Origin of the sequence: Dyella japonica (genome assembly GCF_040545895.1) — a bacterium.
GTDB lineage: Bacteria > Pseudomonadota > Gammaproteobacteria > Xanthomonadales > Rhodanobacteraceae > Dyella > Dyella japonica_D.
In genome coordinates, this window is the sequence record NZ_JBEPMU010000005.1 from 524,498 (window position 1) to 539,418 (window position 14,921).

The following is a 14,921-nucleotide window of genomic DNA, read 5'->3' on the forward strand; positions in this document are numbered from 1 at the left end:
CGGCCAGCCCTGGGTAGAAGCCTCAACCGTGACTAATGGTCTAGTGACTTGCCACGGCCTGCTGCTGGCGCGCCACCTGCACGGCCGCGATCCTGGCCTTGATCGCCGGCATGGCGGCCAGCGCGGCGCGCTCGCCTTCCATGATGGCCTGGTCCTTCTGCTCGAAGTCCGCGGCGCCGATCTGGTTGACCTTGGGGCGGATCACGATGTCCGCGCGCGCCAGCTCCTGCTCGCCAAGCTTCTGGCCCATGATGCTGATCGACTGGCCCACGATGTTGATCATGCCCTGCGGATTGGTGCCGCTGGCCTTGCTGGAAATGTCCACCGCGATCACCACGTCCGCACCGAGCTGGCGCGCGGCATCCACCGGCACCGGGCTCACCACGCCGCCATCCACGAAGTGCTTGCCGTTGATCTCCACCGGCTCGAACACGCCAGGCACGCTGCTCGATGCGCGCACGGCCTGGCCGGTGTTGCCGCGCACGAACACGGTGCGCTGCCCGGTTTCCAGTTGCGTGGCGACGGCCGCGAAGGGCACGCTGAGCTTGTCGAGTGGGCGGTTCTTCACCTGCTGATTCACGTAATCCTGCAGCTTCTGCCCCTGCACCACGCCACCGGAAAACAGGCGCACGTCGCGAATGCTCGCCTGGTCGAGCGAGATGGCGGTTTCCTGCAACTGGAACGGATCCATGCCGCTGGCATACAGCGCACCCACCACGCTGCCCGCGCTGGTGCCGGCCACCACGTCGGGACGAATGCCGTGGGCCTCCAGCATCTTGATCACGCCGATATGCGCAAAGCCCTTCGCCGCGCCGCCACCGAGCGCCAGCCCGATGCGCAGCTTCACCACCGGCGGCGGTGCGATGGGCGCGGGCGGTGGCGTGGGCTTGGTGCTGCCGAAGCAGCCGCACAGCGCCAGGCTGGCAAGCAGGGGCAGGAGCGGGCGAATGGAGCGGCGGGTGGACGTCATGTCGATGGGCGCGGGCGGCTCGAAGAGGAAGGGCCGGCCCGCTGATCCCTCAGCAAGCCGGTGACTGGCGGGCGAGTGTACGACCGCCAGCGGGCGCCGTGATGGCGGAATGCGGCGCCCGTTGGGCGCCGGTCAGCTCTATGGCCGATCGCTGGCAGCGCGAGGCGTGCGGACTGACACCGGCGGATCAGCGGGAAGGTGCCGGCTGTCCGGCGTCGAAAGCCGCCTTGAAGCGTGGCCAGAAATCGTCGCCCCAATGTCTGAGCTTGTCCACGTAAGCAACCTTGTCCGGGTAACGGCTGATCGTGCGTGGCTGCCAGTCGCTGTCCGCATAAGTGGCGACGTTGCTTGAAGCGATGTGGTCTTCCTCGGGGTTGAACACGTAGCGCACTTCCAGCAGCCCCCAGGTTTCCGCGCGGGTGAAGCGCACCGAGATCATCTCCTGTGGATAGCTCACGCCCTTGGCCGCGAGATCGCCAGCCGCCGCACGCTCCAGCGCCGGCAGCTTGTTGGCGCGATCCGCCCACGCCTGCAGCGGCGCCAGAAACGAATGGTCCATCAGCCAGCACGCCTGGTGCCCGAAGGGTTCCAGGGCCTCGCTGACGAACACATTGGTGTTCTCGTTCTGGCGATCGCAGCCAGGACTGGCGCGAAATCCTGCCGCCGGGTCACTGGTGCTGCGACCGGCCGTGATACGGACATACCCCATCAGGCGGCGGTTCTTCACGCGCCCCAGCATCAGCAGTTCGCCAGCCGACGTCGATTGCTTGAAGTGCATGTTCGCCAGTTCCAGCCAATCACCCGGCGGCAGCGGCACATCGAAGCCGTCCACTCGAAGCGAGCCGCTGAGGTGACGACCGGAAAGCGCGTTGTCGAGGCCGTCGGCGGTGGTTGCGTGATTGTCCGGCGTTGCCAGCGACAGCTTGGCCGTCTGTACGGGGGCTGCTTTTTCCGGTGTCGGCGTCGTCGTTGCCTGGGCGGGAAGGGGCGCCGGCTCTGCCACGGGCGAAGGTGGCGCAACCATGGGCCTGGGTTGCGGTGTATAGGTAGCTTGAGCGACCGCTGCAGTGGCCGGTACCGGTAGTGAGACCCGCGCCGGAAAGAGCAGGCACCACCCCGTCAGCAGCGCGGCGAGCAGGCCGCTCAGACGCCAAAGCGGCGCGCGCTTCCATAGCTGGCGAAAGGTGCGCAGCGGTGATTCCGTGGCGCGAAGACTCACGCAGCCGGCCTCGCGACGACGCGACCATCCACGGCCACCAGCGACACTTTGCTGTGGCCCTTCTGCTTGGCGTCGATGAGCGTGTCGGCGATCGATTCTTCCGCCAGGCGCACGATGTCCCGCGCGGATGCACCGGAACCGAGCCTGCCCTGCCGCCGCATCATGTCCAGCAGCAACTCCGGATCGATGCCGCCGCGTGCAACGTCCAGGCCATAACCTTTGATCATCGCCTCGATCTCCAGCGCCGTGACGCGGGCGATGTCCAGACCAGAGAGCGGCCGGAAGATGAAGATACGATCGAGACGATTGATGATCTCGGGCGCGAAACCCGATTCGCGCAGCGCGTTGGTGGACGTGCGCCGCAATTCGTCGGCATCGTTCTTGTGCTGGTCGATCAGCGATTGCAACGCGTCCGTCGCCGCATTCGTGGTCAGGATGAAAATGGCCTGGGTCGTCGAGATCTGTTTGCCGTCCGACGCTTCGGTGATGAAGCCATCGTTCCACGCCGTGAGGAAGTTCTTCTGCACATCGGAGTGCGCCTTCTCGATCTCGTCCAGCAGCACCACGGCATCGGGCGCGTCGCGCAGGCCCGCAGTGAGCTTGCCGTAGTTGTCCGAGCCGACATAGCCCTTCGATGAGCCGAACAACTGCGTGGCGCCATGACCACCGCTGGCGAACTGCGTCATGTCGAAATGCAGCAGACGGCGCTGCAGGCTGCTGCCGAGGCACTTGGCCAGGTACGTCTTGCCGGTACCGGGTGGTCCCGCCAGCAGGAACACTCCCACGGGTTTGCCGCGTTGCTTGAGTGCCAGGCGGCGCCGGATCTGCGCGGCCATGTCATCGCACACGGCGTCCTGGCCGATGACCTTGCTCTTGAGCGTGAGCGCCAGTTGCTCGGCATCGATGAAAACCGCATCCGGTTGTTCGGCCAGGCGTGCTTCCAGCGCGGAGCGATTGGTCAGGCGATCGAGAATGTCCATGAAATAACCCCCTACGCTGGAGTCGGGAAACGCCAAGCGTTGGCGTTCGCGGAAATAGCCGAGGAAAAACAGCAGCCAGAGCGGTATCGCCATGCCAAGCGCCCACCACGCATGCCCATGCAGAAACCCGGTAACGTGATGCACGGCGTCATCCAGTGCCGTGCTGCTTGGCGCGTGCTGCAGCCAGAACTGCGCCACGGCGATGGCTGCGATCAACAGGAACGCCACCGGCATCAGCCGTGTGGCCAGGGAACCCAGCCAGCGCATCAGTCCACCCTCACGCGCAGGCCCAGGATCTGGCCTTCGCTCATGATCGGAAACACGGCTTGGGAAGTACCGGAGGCCAGCCCCACCGTAATGCCACCGCCGTCGCCATCCTTGATGCCGGTAACGCGGATCAGGCCGTCGGCAGTCACCGGCACGGCAAAAGTGTTGCCATGCTTGGTGAGCGACACCGTGCGCGAATAGCCGTCGCTGTCGATGCGCACCACGTCGCCATCTTCCGCATCCGTATCCCACAAGCGAATCCACACCAGCTGTATGCGTTGCCCTTGTGCCTTGGCTTGCGCGCCTGGCTGCGGCGTGGGTGCTGCACTGTTGGCTTCTGCCGATGGCACGGGAGATGGGGCCTGCCTGGTCAGGTCAGATCGCAGCGACTGCAGTGCAGCCGGATTGAGATTCATGTCCTGCAGCGTGCGATCCACGTCGTTGTCAGCCACTTTCGAGGCCACCAGCGAATCAAGCGAATGAAAAGCCTCCAGGCGCATCTGGGCCTGCGCGGGTGAAACGTCGTCACCGAGTTTTGCCCACCCGTCCGAAAGCGCGTAACTGCTCGCAGCGACGAGTGCCGTCAGCAGCAACGTGGGTAGCAGTGCCTTGGCGACCACGGACATGGCACCGGGCGGTTGCCCGGCCGCGCGTGCAGTCCGTCGCGGTATGGATCTCTCGTTCACCATGCATCCCCTGGCATGCTTGATGGATCCTGCGGATCTTGTATGCGGCCCTTGGCCGACGGTCAGTTGGTTTTGCGACCCTTGGCCGTGGTGGCGAACACAGGCGGATTGACCAGCGCTGCGTCGACGGTGAGGCCGGGTATGGCTTCGGTGACGCGAACCAGGTTCATCTGGTTGAGCACGCCTATGAAGCCCGGGCGCATCTCTTTCTTATCCGTGCCAATGTTTTTGCCGTTGAACTGGAAGCTGGTACCGATCGTCCACAAGCCTTCATGGATATCGAGATACCTGACCAGTGCAGTAGCCACTTCTTCGAAGCTGATGTCGTAACGCGTGGCGCTGGCCATGTCCGTTATCCAACCGATTAAAAGCGGCCACGGTGCATGTCCGATACATGCGTCGCGGCAGCTTGCCGAGCGACGATCTTGCTTGGTTGGCGAGCCAAGGGCAAATAAAAAGCCGACTTCGAAAAAGGCTTCGAAATCGGCGTATTTTCCTGCTGAAAACGCATGTTTCGTCGTCGTGACATCAGGCCGATGTCACGACGATGGGAAGGCGATCACACCGCCGCATCCGCCTCGACGTGATAGTGCGTGGCCACTTCCACTTCCTTCTTCGAACCGAGGAACACGGGCACGCGCTGATGCAGGCCGGTGGGCTGAAGATCGAGAATGCGGCCGCGGCCGGTGGTGGCGGCGCCGCCGGCCTGTTCCACGATGAAGGCCATCGGGTTGGCTTCGTACATCAGGCGCAGCTTGCCGCCCTTGGATTTGATCTTGGCGTCCAGCGGATAGAAGAACACGCCGCCGCGCGTGATGATGCGATGCACGTCGGCCACCATCGAGGCGACCCAGCGCATGTTGAAATCCTTCGCACGCGGACCATCCTTGCCGGCCAGCAGTTCGCCGATGTAGCGCTGCATCGGCGCTTCCCAGTGGCGCTGGTTCGACATGTTGATGGCGAACTCGGCGGTTTCTTCGGGAATGCGGATGTCGCGGCGGCTCAGGATGAAGCTGCCCACTTCGCGATCAAGCGTGAACTCGTGCGTGCCGTGGCCGAAGGTGAGCACCAGCACGGTGGCCGGACCGTACACCACGTAACCGGCGGCGAGCTGGGTGGTGCCTTCCTGCAGGAAGTGCTCGGCCTTGGGTTCGGTCACGCCGTCGGGGCAACGCAGCACCGAGAAGATGGTGCCGACGGAAATGTTCACGTCAATGTTGGAGCTGCCATCAAGGGGATCGAACAGCAGCAGGTGATGGCCCTTCGGATACATGTCGGGAATGGGCTGCGGATCTTCCATTTCCTCCGACGCGCAGGCGGCGAGCTGGCCGCCCCAGGCGTTGGCTTCGAGCAGGATCTCGTTGGAGATCACGTCGAGCTTCTTCTGCGCCTCACCCTGGATGTTGCCGGTGCCGGCTTCCCCCAAGACGCCGCCGATGGCGCCCTTGTTGGTGGCCACCGCAATGCGCTTGCAGGCGCGGGCCACGACTTCGATCAGCAGGGAGAGCTCGGCATTCATGCGGCCGGCGCGGCGTTCCTCGATGAGGAACTGGATGAGCGAGATGGACTTCATGGCAAACCCGCAAGAAAAGGTACGCCTATTGTCCCGGTTGATGCCGATACTTGTCAGCTCAAAGTGTGACCAGTCGGTTCATCTATGCGATCTGAAAACCTTTTCGGACAAACCACCTAAGTAGGGACGAGGGGCGAACGGCCTAGGGCGAGGGCATAAACCCGGTGTTTCGCCGGTAACCCTGAGGGCGGCTCCCGGGGGGCCTGGCCCGCCGCCTCGCCGCCCCGCTACCCAACTCCCACTCCCCTACTGACAACACGTTGGCAGCAGGGGGTACCCACACTGGCCTCTGTCAGAAGGAGGGATTCTCATGCGCGACACAGTGTATTTCCTGGCATTCGACGGCTTTGCGGACTGGCATGCGGCGCATGCGCTCTGCGAGATCCGTCGTCCGGGCGATTGGCAATTGAAGACGGTGGGTTTTTCCATGCAGCCGGTGCTCTCCATGGGCGGGCTGCGCGTGGTGCCGGAACTCACCCTGGACCAACTGGACCTGCAGCGCGCGGCGTTGCTGATCGTGCCCGGCGGTTACCTGTGGGAACACGGTCATGGCGACGAGGCCGTGCACGCCGCGCGACGCGTCCATCAAGCCGGTGCGCCGGTGGCTGCCGTCGATAGCGGTGTGCTGGTGCTGGCCCGGGCCGGTCTGCTGGATGCCTGCCGTCATACCGGTAGCTGGCCCGGCCACATCGGCACCCACGTTCCAGGCTATGCCGGTGCGGATCAATACGACGCCAACACACTCGCGGTAAGCGACGGCGGCGTGATCACCGCCAGCCGCCTCGGCAGCGTGGAGTTCGCCCGCGAAGTGATCCGCACGCTCGATCTCTACAGCCCCAGCGACCGCGAGTACTGGTTCCGCCTGTTCAAGCACGCCCTGCCGCCGCCGTGGTGCGCGGGCGACGCCGCTACCGCCGCCGCTGTGGCGGCCTGACGAAAAACGCGACGAGGAGAACGTCATGGCATTTTCGATGGGCAAGATCCTGATGGCATATCGTCCCCTGTACCTGCGCGGCCTGCTGATGGATGGGCAGTACCGCCTGCCGGCGAGTACGCCGGAACCGCCCGTGGGAAAGAAAGAGCAGGCGAGCAAGCAGATTGCCGCCGAGCGCATGCCGGCGACACCGGCAACGCTGCGGGGAGCGCGTGCATGAGCCGCACGTATCACGGCAGTTGCCATTGCGGCGCCGTCCGCTACGAAGCGAACCTCGATCTGTCCGCCGGTACGGGGCGCTGCAACTGCTCGATCTGCCGCAAGCTGCGCTTCTGGGGTGCGATGGCCGATTTGAAAACGTTTCGCGTGCTGAGCGGCGAAGACGCGCTGGTTGACTACACCTTCGGCACCGACAGCACGCACAACCTGTTCTGTCGCCACTGCGGTGTGCACTCGTTCCATCGCGGCTACGTGGAACAGATCGGCGGCGAATTCGTGTCGGTCAACGTGGCCTGCCTGGACGATGTGAGCGACGAGGAATGGTCTGCCGCACCGATCCGCTATTCCGACGGGCGCGACAACAACTGGTGGAACGCACCCGCGGTCACCAGCCATCTCTGAAACCGTCGGCGACCTTCGCGGTCGCCGTTTTCCACGCTGCGAGGACTGCGTCATGACCACGCCACGCGTCACCTTCTATCACGCACCGAACAGCCGTTCCGGCGGCACGCGCGCCCTGCTTGAAGAGCTGGGCGTGGAATACGACATGCATGTGCTCAACCTGCGCAAGAACGAACAGCGCGAATCGCCGTATACCGCGGTGAATCCGATGGGCAAGGTGCCGGCCATCTACCATCGTGGCGAGCTGGTGACCGAGCAGCCGGCCGTTTATCTTTATCTGGCCGATCTCTACGCGGAGAAGGGTCTGGCGCCGGGCCTGGACGATCCGCTGCGCGGACCGTACCTGCGCTGGATGGTGTTCTACGGTTCGTGCTTCGAACCCGCCGCGGTGGATCGCGCCATGAAGCGCGATGCGGTGCCGCCATCCACCTGTCCCTACGGCGACTGGGACACCATGTTCAACACGCTGGTGGCGCAGCTCGAACGCGGCCCGTACATGCTGGGCGAGTGCTTCACGGCACTCGACGTGCTGTGGGGTTGCGCGCTGCACTGGATGACGATGTTCAAGCTGGTGCCGGAATTGCCGGTGATCCGCGCCTATGTGGATCGCGTGATGTCGCGACCGGCCATGCAGCGCGCGGCTACGCTGGATGCGGCGCTGGCGGAAGCGCAGGCGGCGTGAGTGGATCGGTTCGACCGTAACGATGATGGCAGTCATCGCCGTGGAAGCGGCGATGGCGCGCATGCGGTGTGCTCCACGTCATGACCCATATCATGCATGACTCACGGCGCTGGCCGTGCGCGTCTCACTCCGCCATCATCTGCGGATGCGTCGCGCCGACCGGCTCTTCCTCATCATTCACGCCCTGCGAGGGCGTCGCACTGCGTTGCAGGCGCGCCAGCTCGCGGGCACGTTGGGCGTGTCGCTGCGCACTGTCTATCGCGACGTGGCCGATCTGCAGCTCTCCGGTGTACCTATCGAGGGCGAAGCCGGCGTCGGTTATCTGTTGCGCAAGGGTTCGGACATCCCGCCGCTGATGTTCACCGCCGACGAACTCGAATCGCTGGTGGTCGGCACGCGCTTCGTGCGGGCCTTCGCCGGACAGAAACTGGCCGAGAGCGCGCAGGCGGCCTTGCTCAAGATCGAAGCCGTGCTGCCTGCCGAACTGCGCGAACGCGCCACGCGCACGCGCATCTATGCGCCCATCTGGCGCGACCAGACCAAGACCGATTTCGCCGCGCTGATCGACCGCCTCAACGCCGCCATCACCGACAACCAGGTGCTGCGCCTGGAATACAGCGACGAAGCCGGACGCAGCAGCACGCGCGAGGTGGAACCGTTGTGTCTTGCGTTCTGGGGCGGCGCGTGGACCTTGGGCACGTGGTGCCGATTGCGCGTGGGCTTCCGCAATTTCCGCCCGGATCGGATTGCCGGTTGCACGATTACGGGTGAGCGATTCGAGGATGTGAGTGGGCGGAATTTGGACGCCTATTTGCAGGCGATGCGGGGGTATTATGAGGGAATGGAAGGCTGAGGTTTTTTCCTTCTCACCGTCGGGAGCTTTTTTGCTCGTCATCCCGGCGCAGGATGGATCATTAGTTTTTACGGGTCAATACGGGACGATAAGCTCATGATATTTCGACTTAATGTCCTATTGTGACCCGTGCGAATCGACCCTATACTTTTCGTATCCTGTACGTACGAAAAGGACGTTTCGTGATGGCTTCGATCGACATCCACAAAGCCCGCGTGCGCGATGCGCTGCCTCCGCGCCGTGATCCGTATTTTGGTGCCCCGCTCGCGCCGGGTTTGTATCTGGGCTTTCGTCGCCTCGATGAAGGCGGCACGTGGATTGCGCGTCAGCGGGAAGATCGGCGCCAACACTTTCAAAGCCTGGGTCCGGTGCACCTGAAGAGCTATGAAGACGCCGCGACGGAGGCACGGACCTGGGGCAAGCGCGTGCTGGCGGGCACCGAAAGCCAGGAGGTCCGCACCGTCATCGATGCCTGCAAGGCGTACGTGGCCGATCGCCGCCGCGAAAAGGGCGAGGCCGCCGCGCACGATGCCCATATGCGACTCAGCCGGTCCGTGTACACGCATGCGCTCGGTCGGCTCCGGCTGGACAAGCTGCGGGCGGCCGATCTGCGGCAATGGCGCAGCGACCTGGTCATGGCCGACGCCAGCAAGAACCGCATGATGGGCAGCCTGGTGGCGGCGCTTAACTTTGCGGTGCAGGAGCGCTATGTCGATCCGGGCAAAGCCATGGAATGGCAGGCGATCAAGCGCTTCCATGTGACCTCGCGCCGCGACGTGTACTTGACGCGTGACCAGCGTCGGGCCCTGATCGGCGCGCTGCCGGCCGAGCTGCAACCGCTGATGACGTGCCTGGCGCTGCTGCCGTTGCGGCCATCGGCGGCCGCCCACCTCACCGTGGGCCATCTGGATGCCCGCACCGGGCTGCTGAAGATCGGCAAGGACAAGGCGCACGCCGGCCGCGTCATTCCGCTGAGTGCCGATGCCCTCGTGCTGCTGAGCGCTCAGGCCAAGAACAAAACCCTCGCGGAGCATCTATTTGCCCATGCCGATGGCACCGCCTTTGTCCGGCAGGAATGGGGCGCGGCGATTCGGGAGGCACGCGGCCCGCTGGGGTTGCCGGCCAAGACCTGCGCGTACTCCTTCCGCCATAGCGGCATCACCGATCTGCTGACGGCGGGCGTGGACAGCCTGACCGTGGCACGCATTGCCGGCACGTCCCTCGTGCAAATCGAACGGCACTACGGCCATTTGCTCCAGCGTCATGGGGCGCAGGCCTTGGCGACGTTGTCGTTGGGTTGATGGCGATGGCGATGGCGACGGCACCCTGATCGCGTGGGTTCCCGCCGCCCGCTGAAGCCCTGCACGAGACGGGGCTTGGTTTGAGGGAGCTTGATGCACGTGGAACGTGCGATCAGTGGGATCGTGCGGATTCCTGCCTGACTGAACACCCATGCCGGTGCTCACCGAGCGCCCGCTCGTACTGACCATGGGCGCCAAGGGCGCTCACGGCGGACCGACTATTCACCCTGCCGTGCATGGCCTTTGGCTGAGCAGCCCATTGAGTCAGACCGCATTCTCTATGCGTCGCAACCGGGCAATCGTTTGATCGGCGGCAGCACGCAGCATGACCGCCAAGCTAATGGCCTGTCGTGGCGGAAGGTTGTAGGTGGAGATGAGCGATACCGATTCGCTCAGTGCTTCCAGTTCGTAGCGGGCGTGTTCGATGCCATCGCGAAGGCTCGGTGCAAGCGCTGCACGCTGAGCCGTCAGTAGCTTGGCGAGGCGTCGCGAGCCCTCCGCCGCACTCTGCGCCATCGCGGATGCCATTCCCTGAGGAAAGTGAGCGTCGCGGATGGCTTCGTGCGCGAGCTCGCGAAACGCGCGCGTGGTAGTCAGTGCGTGCAAAACGACCTGTGTCCGATCCATGTGCATGTAGGTGCCCCCCCCTTATGTCCGCGATTGTGCCCACGCGGCGCACCAGCCAGCCACTAGCCGAAAGTTTGAAGCGCCTGCCTGCGGCGAATAGCCGGCCGCGTGTGCGCCTGCGGCGCTTTATGCTGCCTAGACCGGATCGGGGAACAGGAAAAACCCATCCACGAGGTCAAGCTCCGACACGTCGGCGCCTTCCTCTTCGACCAGCCACCACAGCCACGGCTCGCCGCGTGCGAGCGTCTCGGCACGCTCGCGCTCATACCGGACGCGGGTAACCAGGGCAGCGAGGCGACGTTCGGTGCCGTCCTCGGTAAGCGTGGCCATGGGATAAATGGTGATCGCAGGCATGGCCCTATTCTTACCGCAACCGACCATGGACGCCCTGTGAGAGCGTTGTGGTGCTTTGGTGGAAGGCGGGGTTAAAATTAGCCCTCGACTCGTAGCGTGTACTCAGGTCCGTTTGAACATCATTCCCGCACGCACTGAACACCCTGCTCGTGCTGACCATGGGCGCCAAGGGCGCTCACGGACATATTCTGGAAAGGCCCGTCCCGACCTCCAGGCGGCTATACCGCCAATGGCCCCCAAGAGCCGGTAGCTAGGTATTATCGGCAGGCCGTCACAGGGGACAGCCATGCGGGGACCACATAAGGCCAGCGCAGACGCGCCGCGACAGCCACCAGCATCCGTGCCCGCCACCACAGTGTTGGCGCCGCCCGCTCGCCCGGCTGGCTCGGCGGTGAGCTACGTCATGCAGACCACGGAAGCGCCCCCGCACACGTCGCCCGACTTTTGGGATAAATGGGGTCCGTCCGGCCTTGCTTTCCTCGGCGTCATTGTCACGTTGTACGGAAAATGGGCGTTTGATGCGTGGAAGCAAAAGCGAGACGTCAAGCGGAAGCTCTATCTCAAAGTGGCGGATGCCATGTTTGAGGGCGGCATATTGCTTGGGTCGTTTTCCAATACTGACTTCCCGCCGGGCCACTTCGCGCAGGGTTTTGCTCGCTACATGGCTCCCTTGGCCAAGGCCGAGATGGTCGCTGGCAACAAACTTTTGCTGGCGTTGAGCGATCTGAGAGACAAGTTCGGACCGGCGTATTTCGCGCTGTTCCGCGAGCGCGCACGAATCGAGCCGGCGCTTATCAGAGTGCGAAATCGGCTTCCTTTCATCCAGCAAGCAACCGACAGAATCAATGCGAACTTGGCTGAGCAGAACCGGCTTGCCATTGACGGCGTCCAATCCGGTGAGCCACAGGAGCGATTCGACCGTTTGCAAGCTTCGTTCAGGCGCACGATGGACGAACGACAGGGCTACTACAACGACAACGTCAAGGACATCGAGATAATCAACCCTGCGTGTGAGGGAATGAATCGATTGGCGATGGAACACGCGCACGAACTCATCCCCGCGAGGGTGCGCGTTCTGGCGATGATGCGAAAGGAACTCAAATTTCGATTCAATGAGCGACAGTATCTAGAGCGGCAAATTAAGATGGCAGAAAAAGCCATGGCCGAACTAGACCTAACCCACCAAGCCATCCGCGAATCCATCAAGCCTATGAGCGACGATTCGAATGAGAGCGAAAGTAGGTAGCTTCCGACCCACCGCAGACCTTTCGGATGGCCAGATGGGGCAGCAGCACGATACTCAACAGCAGCGCATTGCCCAGGCCGCGCCGGCACGCTATTCAGCGGTCACCGTAATCCGCAGGATCGTGCGTCGTCTCCTCCGCCGGCTTTCTGTCGAATGTCGTTTGGACGTCCAAATTGTCATGGCATAAGCGTAGTCTGCTCGGGGCGATACCCACAGGCATCGACCATCCACGCGAGGAGCCTATTTCATGACGAACGCAGTCAAGCCCACAACGACGGAACCACTGGTGCATTCCATGGATAGCGCGTGTGCGCGTCTATCCATCGGCAAGGACACGCTCTATACCTTGCTGGCCCAGGGCGATCTCAAAGCCTTCAAGGTCGGCAACAAACCCTTGATCCCCGAATCGGAACTCCAACGTTTCATTCGCGAACGGATGCAGGCGGCCCACCCTCGCTGAGCCGCCCCTGCCGGTCGCCCTCACGACGTTCGAGCGCCCCAGGCAGCCAACTCCCCCACCCCACGCTATCCGTTCGGCGGCGCGCACTGCGCCACGCGCGGCACGCCATGTCGTGCTCGCGTGGCACGTTGGGCCGGCAGAGGGTGCTTAGCTAGGCAGCCTTGACCGATCACATGGACGGCATGATCGGTCGCATGCCGTGCAACGTGACATCACTTGCCATCTTAAGACTTGTCCGATTCATGACAGACAGGCGATCCGCTAGCGTTTCATCCTGAGTTGGTGTGTTCGGAGTCGCTTGGCGCTTGCCCTCTTTCCGAAGGCGGAAGGCGGCTCCGGACACCTCTTTATCAACACGGGGAGCGATCGGTGATAGGGATGTCGGTGTGGTGAGGGATCGTGGCGTAGCACCGTGGTGGCCATGTCGTTGGCTGGTGCCTGGTGCGCTGCTCGCGTTGGCGACGACGGTGTATCTCACGCCGGCTTTCGGGCAGGCGGTGGATCCGGCCGCACAAGCGCTGCTGCGGCAACAAGAACGTGAGCGCGCGCTGCGTGAGCAGCAGGACGCCACGCCCGACGTCCGCCTGCCACGCCAAACGCAGGCTGCGTCCGACCGACTCCCGGCCCACGAAACCCCATGCTTTCCCATCCAGGCGATTCGACTGGATGGCGATGATGCGGCGCGCTTCCAATGGGCGCTCAAAGCGGCCGATCCGCACGCGGACCCGGCCACCGGCCACTGCCTGGGCACCACCGGGATCAACGTGGTGATGAAGCGCATCCAGAACGCCATCATCGCGCGCGGTTATGTCACTACCCGTGTGCTGGCCAAGCCGCAGGACCTGCACGCCGGTGTGCTCACGCTCACCCTCATCCCTGGCCGTATCCATGCCATTCGCTTTGTACCGGGTGTCGACCCGCGCGCCACGTCCTGGCGCGATGCCTTGCCCGCGCGTCCCGGTGATCTGCTCAACCTGCGTGACATCGAACAGGCGCTGGAAAATTTCAAGCGCGTGCCGACGGCAGAGGCAGACATCCAAATTGTCCCGGCCGATGAGAACGCCACGGCCGGCGACAGCGACCTGGTGATCGTATGGAAGCAGTCCTCGCCCATGCGCGTGGCCGTCACGCTCGATGATTCAGGCAGCGATGCGACGGGGAAGTTGCAAGGCGGCGCGACGCTGTCGTTGGACAACCTGCTGACCTGGAACGATCTGTTCTACGTCAACGCCGGGCAATCGGTCTTGGACGGCGATCGCAAGGGAACACGCAATGCGCTGGTTCATTATGACGTGCCCTACGGCAACTGGCTGCTCGGTGCGACCGCCAGTGATTACACCTATGACCAGGCCGTGGCAGGCGCCTATCAGAACTACGTCTACCGCGGGACCAGCAGCAGTGCTGACGTCAAGGCGAGCCGGCTGCTGTACCGCGACGCCACCCTAAAGGCCTTCGGCTACCTGCGCGCCTGGGAGCGCGCTTCGCGCAACGACATCGATGGCACCGAGGTGCTCGTCCAGCGCCGTCGCCAGGGCGGCTGGGAGGCGGGCGTCTCGTACAAGCAGTTCCTCGCTACCGCCACCCTCGACGCCGACGCCGCCTACCGTCGCGGTACGGGTGCCTTCGGTGCGCTGCATGCACCCGAAGAGCCCTTCCATGAAGGGACGTCGCGGTCCGAGATCACCACGGCCGATGTGACGCTGACCGTGCCGTTCCAGTTCGGCGATCAGCGGTTTCGCTACATCGGCAGTGGGCGGGCGCAGTGGAACGGTACGCCCTTGGTGCCGCAGGACCGCTTCGCCATCAGCGGGCGCTACACCGTTCGCGGATTCTCGGGCGATCTCCAGCTCGCGGGCGATCGCGGCTGGCTCGTGCGCAACGACCTCGGTTGGTTGGTCGGTGGCGGCCAGGAGCTGTACCTGGGCGCGGATGCCGGCCACGTAAGCAAGGTGCCCACCGTCGCGGCGCTCGGACAAACGCTCATCGGTGCGGTGTTGGGTCTGCGCGGTGGTTGGCGCGGCCTGGCATGGGATGGCTTCGTCGGTGCGCCGCTGCGTCAACCGCGGGGCTTTCCAGCGGACCGCCCGGTCACGGGTTTCAACCTCAGTTGGTCTTACTAATGCCGTAGCGCGCCCGTGCGCGCGCTGT

General features: G+C 63.9%; 17 protein-coding genes. 9 read left to right on the top strand and 8 right to left on the bottom strand.

Translation table 11 applies throughout. The features are described 5' to 3' along the window. Nucleotides 1–40 precede the first annotated feature (40 nt). The 6 genes from ABIC75_RS18025 to ABIC75_RS18050 all read right to left on the bottom strand — a co-directional run bounded on the left by ABIC75_RS18025 (nt 41) and on the right by ABIC75_RS18050 (nt 5,695). Nucleotides 41–970 carry a patatin-like phospholipase family protein gene (locus tag ABIC75_RS18025; protein WP_354015272.1) on the bottom strand — a complete coding sequence of 310 codons (930 nt, stop codon included), beginning with the start codon at nt 968–970 and terminating at the stop codon, nt 41–43. A 187-nt stretch (nt 971–1,157) separates the two neighbouring features. Then, entirely contained in the window at nt 1,158–1,994 is an 837-nt protein-coding gene (locus ABIC75_RS18030; RefSeq protein ID WP_354015273.1) for a hypothetical protein, read from the bottom strand. Between the two features lie 191 nt (nt 1,995–2,185). Beyond that, entirely contained in the window at nt 2,186–3,436 is a 1,251-nt protein-coding gene (locus ABIC75_RS18035; RefSeq protein ID WP_354015274.1) for an AAA family ATPase, read from the bottom strand. After that, nucleotides 3,436–4,062, bottom strand: a complete 627-nt coding sequence (locus ABIC75_RS18040) for a hypothetical protein (protein ID WP_354015275.1) — start codon at nt 4,060–4,062, stop codon at nt 3,436–3,438. The genes ABIC75_RS18035 and ABIC75_RS18040 overlap by 1 nt, the downstream gene beginning before the upstream one ends. Nucleotides 4,063–4,184: 122 nt before the next feature. Then, nucleotides 4,185–4,469: a hypothetical protein gene (locus ABIC75_RS18045; protein WP_354015276.1), complete on the bottom strand. Its 285-nt coding sequence runs from the start codon at nt 4,467–4,469 to the stop codon at nt 4,185–4,187. Nucleotides 4,470–4,681: 212 nt separating this feature from the next. After that, nucleotides 4,682–5,695: a class 1 fructose-bisphosphatase gene (locus tag ABIC75_RS18050; protein WP_354015277.1), complete on the bottom strand. Its 1,014-nt coding sequence runs from the start codon at nt 5,693–5,695 to the stop codon at nt 4,682–4,684. Between the two features lie 310 nt (nt 5,696–6,005). On the opposite strand from ABIC75_RS18050, the gene ABIC75_RS18055 reads away from it, so the two are divergent. The 6 genes from ABIC75_RS18055 to ABIC75_RS18080 all read left to right on the top strand — a co-directional run bounded on the left by ABIC75_RS18055 (nt 6,006) and on the right by ABIC75_RS18080 (nt 10,086). Continuing rightward, complete coding sequence (locus tag ABIC75_RS18055) at nt 6,006–6,629, top strand: DJ-1/PfpI family protein (protein ID WP_354015278.1); 624 nt, start codon at nt 6,006–6,008, stop codon at nt 6,627–6,629. Nucleotides 6,630–6,654: 25 nt separating this feature from the next. Next, a complete protein-coding gene (locus ABIC75_RS18060; protein WP_354015279.1) occupies nt 6,655–6,849 on the top strand; it encodes a hypothetical protein in 195 nt (64 codons plus the stop codon). Next, nucleotides 6,846–7,250 carry a GFA family protein gene (locus ABIC75_RS18065; RefSeq protein ID WP_354015280.1) on the top strand — a complete coding sequence of 135 codons (405 nt, stop codon included), beginning with the start codon at nt 6,846–6,848 and terminating at the stop codon, nt 7,248–7,250. The genes ABIC75_RS18060 and ABIC75_RS18065 overlap by 4 nt, the downstream gene beginning before the upstream one ends. Before the next feature lie 52 nt (nt 7,251–7,302). Next, entirely contained in the window at nt 7,303–7,932 is a 630-nt protein-coding gene (locus ABIC75_RS18070; RefSeq protein ID WP_354015281.1) for a glutathione S-transferase family protein, read from the top strand. 145 nt (nt 7,933–8,077) lie between these two features. Next, complete coding sequence (locus ABIC75_RS18075) at nt 8,078–8,785, top strand: helix-turn-helix transcriptional regulator (RefSeq protein ID WP_354015303.1); 708 nt, start codon at nt 8,078–8,080, stop codon at nt 8,783–8,785. Nucleotides 8,786–8,970: 185 nt separating this feature from the next. Further along, nucleotides 8,971–10,086 (top strand): tyrosine-type recombinase/integrase, encoded by a 1,116-nt coding sequence (locus ABIC75_RS18080; protein WP_354015282.1) that lies wholly within the window; start codon nt 8,971–8,973, stop codon nt 10,084–10,086. 264 nt (nt 10,087–10,350) lie between these two features. Here the strand turns inward: ABIC75_RS18080 and ABIC75_RS18085 are convergent, their stop codons facing one another. Both ABIC75_RS18085 and ABIC75_RS18090 read right to left on the bottom strand, forming a co-directional pair. Next, entirely contained in the window at nt 10,351–10,602 is a 252-nt protein-coding gene (locus ABIC75_RS18085) for a hypothetical protein (RefSeq protein ID WP_354015283.1), read from the bottom strand. Nucleotides 10,603–10,848: 246 nt separating this feature from the next. Then, a complete protein-coding gene (locus ABIC75_RS18090) occupies nt 10,849–11,067 on the bottom strand; it encodes a hypothetical protein (protein WP_354015284.1) in 219 nt (72 codons plus the stop codon). 403 nt (nt 11,068–11,470) lie between these two features. Between ABIC75_RS18090 and ABIC75_RS18095 the strand changes: the two genes are divergently transcribed. The 3 genes from ABIC75_RS18095 to ABIC75_RS18105 all read left to right on the top strand — a co-directional run bounded on the left by ABIC75_RS18095 (nt 11,471) and on the right by ABIC75_RS18105 (nt 14,893). Next, nucleotides 11,471–12,313 (top strand): hypothetical protein, encoded by an 843-nt coding sequence (locus tag ABIC75_RS18095; RefSeq protein WP_354015285.1) that lies wholly within the window; start codon nt 11,471–11,473, stop codon nt 12,311–12,313. Between the two features lie 247 nt (nt 12,314–12,560). Further along, on the top strand, nt 12,561–12,773 hold the full coding sequence (locus ABIC75_RS18100; protein ID WP_354015286.1) for a helix-turn-helix domain-containing protein: 213 nt from the start codon (nt 12,561–12,563) through the stop codon (nt 12,771–12,773). A 386-nt stretch (nt 12,774–13,159) separates the two neighbouring features. Continuing rightward, the gene (locus tag ABIC75_RS18105; protein ID WP_354015287.1) at nt 13,160–14,893 is read left to right on the top strand and encodes a ShlB/FhaC/HecB family hemolysin secretion/activation protein; all 1,734 of its coding nucleotides are present in this window, start codon (nt 13,160–13,162) and stop codon (nt 14,891–14,893) included. Nucleotides 14,894–14,921: the final 28 nt, after the last annotated feature.

What these genes read in the sequence shown, in the direction of transcription:
- ABIC75_RS18080 (WP_354015282.1), top strand. Translation starts at nt 8,971, where the DNA reads ATGGCTTCGATCGACATCCACAAAGCCCGCGTGCGCGATGCGCTGCCT.
- ABIC75_RS18100 (WP_354015286.1), top strand. Translation starts at nt 12,561, where the DNA reads ATGACGAACGCAGTCAAGCCCACAACGACGGAACCACTGGTGCATTCC.
- ABIC75_RS18075 (WP_354015303.1), top strand. Translation starts at nt 8,078, where the DNA reads ATGCGTCGCGCCGACCGGCTCTTCCTCATCATTCACGCCCTGCGAGGG.
- ABIC75_RS18030 (WP_354015273.1), bottom strand. Translation starts at nt 1,994, where the DNA reads ATGGTTGCGCCACCTTCGCCCGTGGCAGAGCCGGCGCCCCTTCCCGCC.
- ABIC75_RS18085 (WP_354015283.1), bottom strand. Translation starts at nt 10,602, where the DNA reads ATGGCGCAGAGTGCGGCGGAGGGCTCGCGACGCCTCGCCAAGCTACTG.
- ABIC75_RS18060 (WP_354015279.1), top strand. Translation starts at nt 6,655, where the DNA reads ATGGCATTTTCGATGGGCAAGATCCTGATGGCATATCGTCCCCTGTAC.
- ABIC75_RS18050 (WP_354015277.1), bottom strand. Translation starts at nt 5,695, where the DNA reads ATGAAGTCCATCTCGCTCATCCAGTTCCTCATCGAGGAACGCCGCGCC.
- ABIC75_RS18090 (WP_354015284.1), bottom strand. Translation starts at nt 11,067, where the DNA reads ATGCCTGCGATCACCATTTATCCCATGGCCACGCTTACCGAGGACGGC.
- ABIC75_RS18025 (WP_354015272.1), bottom strand. Translation starts at nt 970, where the DNA reads ATGACGTCCACCCGCCGCTCCATTCGCCCGCTCCTGCCCCTGCTTGCC.
- ABIC75_RS18055 (WP_354015278.1), top strand. Translation starts at nt 6,006, where the DNA reads ATGCGCGACACAGTGTATTTCCTGGCATTCGACGGCTTTGCGGACTGG.
- ABIC75_RS18095 (WP_354015285.1), top strand. Translation starts at nt 11,471, where the DNA reads ATGCAGACCACGGAAGCGCCCCCGCACACGTCGCCCGACTTTTGGGAT.
- ABIC75_RS18045 (WP_354015276.1), bottom strand. Translation starts at nt 4,469, where the DNA reads ATGGCCAGCGCCACGCGTTACGACATCAGCTTCGAAGAAGTGGCTACT.
- ABIC75_RS18035 (WP_354015274.1), bottom strand. Translation starts at nt 3,436, where the DNA reads ATGCGCTGGCTGGGTTCCCTGGCCACACGGCTGATGCCGGTGGCGTTC.
- ABIC75_RS18070 (WP_354015281.1), top strand. Translation starts at nt 7,303, where the DNA reads ATGACCACGCCACGCGTCACCTTCTATCACGCACCGAACAGCCGTTCC.
- ABIC75_RS18040 (WP_354015275.1), bottom strand. Translation starts at nt 4,062, where the DNA reads ATGTCCGTGGTCGCCAAGGCACTGCTACCCACGTTGCTGCTGACGGCA.
- ABIC75_RS18065 (WP_354015280.1), top strand. Translation starts at nt 6,846, where the DNA reads ATGAGCCGCACGTATCACGGCAGTTGCCATTGCGGCGCCGTCCGCTAC.